Genomic DNA, 731 nt, shown 5'->3' with positions numbered 1-731 from the left:
CATTTATTCACATAGCAGAGCTGGTTTGAAATATGGCGCATAAAGCTTAGTTCGAAAGGTATTAATTAATAGAATTAAGTGCTTAGCTAAAAGGTTTTCAGGAGCCTAAGTTATATAGCGCGTTCTCTACCGCACTTCCAGCATAATTCAAACGCGGGAGCATTATCTTCAGAGCAATGCTCACAAAACCATGAAGTCGCTTTGGGGTCGCCGTGTACCGCTTCTTCAATGATTTTTTCTGCTTGCTCATAATCCCTTTCTTTCGAGACCCAAAGCTCAGCCCACACCTCTGTCGGAGGTGTTTCACCCGCTGTCGATGTCAGGCCATCATTCCGAACTTCGCAATTGATATTATGATTACCCAGGATGTTGCGAAGGTTGAAGACTAATAATGAGTTTGAATGCGAAAAAATGCGTTTCATCAAACATGTACTCAGCTTATTTCTTGATTAAAGATATCAATAATGACGCTTCTCATCCATTGGTGTGCTTTATCCTGGCTGTAATTGCTGTGCCAGTATAAATGCCAATCTACATCAGGTAATTCAAAGGGCAAGTCGTAGATCGCTAGTTTGTGATCTTTCGCCAGGGTTTCAGGGATTGTTAGCAGCATATTGGTCTGTGCCGCGATTGGTGGAGCAGCCCTAGAGTGCTGGACTCGTAAGCGAATATCCCGTTGTAGGCCCTGTCGATTCAAGTGCAGGTCAATATAGCCCTGACCCCGTCGGCGG

2 protein-coding genes are annotated in these 731 nt (G+C 44.3%); both read right to left on the bottom strand.

Translation table 11 applies throughout. The features are described 5' to 3' along the window. Positions 1 to 110 precede the first annotated feature (110 nt). Positions 111 to 422: a DUF2007 domain-containing protein gene (locus A3763_RS03960; protein ID WP_068506719.1), complete on the bottom strand. Its 312-nt coding sequence runs from the start codon at positions 420 to 422 to the stop codon at positions 111 to 113. Between the two features lie 11 nt (positions 423 to 433). After that, positions 434 to 731 (bottom strand): LysR substrate-binding domain-containing protein (locus A3763_RS03955; RefSeq protein WP_369823084.1); only part of this gene is annotated, 298 nt, incomplete at its 5' end.

This window comes from Oleiphilus sp. HI0128, assembly GCF_001635365.1.
The sequence above is the reverse complement of the archived record's forward strand: the minus strand, read 5'-3'. Positions and strand labels throughout refer to the sequence as shown.

What these genes read in the sequence shown, in the direction of transcription:
- A3763_RS03960 (WP_068506719.1), bottom strand. Translation starts at nt 422, where the DNA reads ATGAAACGCATTTTTTCGCATTCAAACTCATTATTAGTCTTCAACCTT.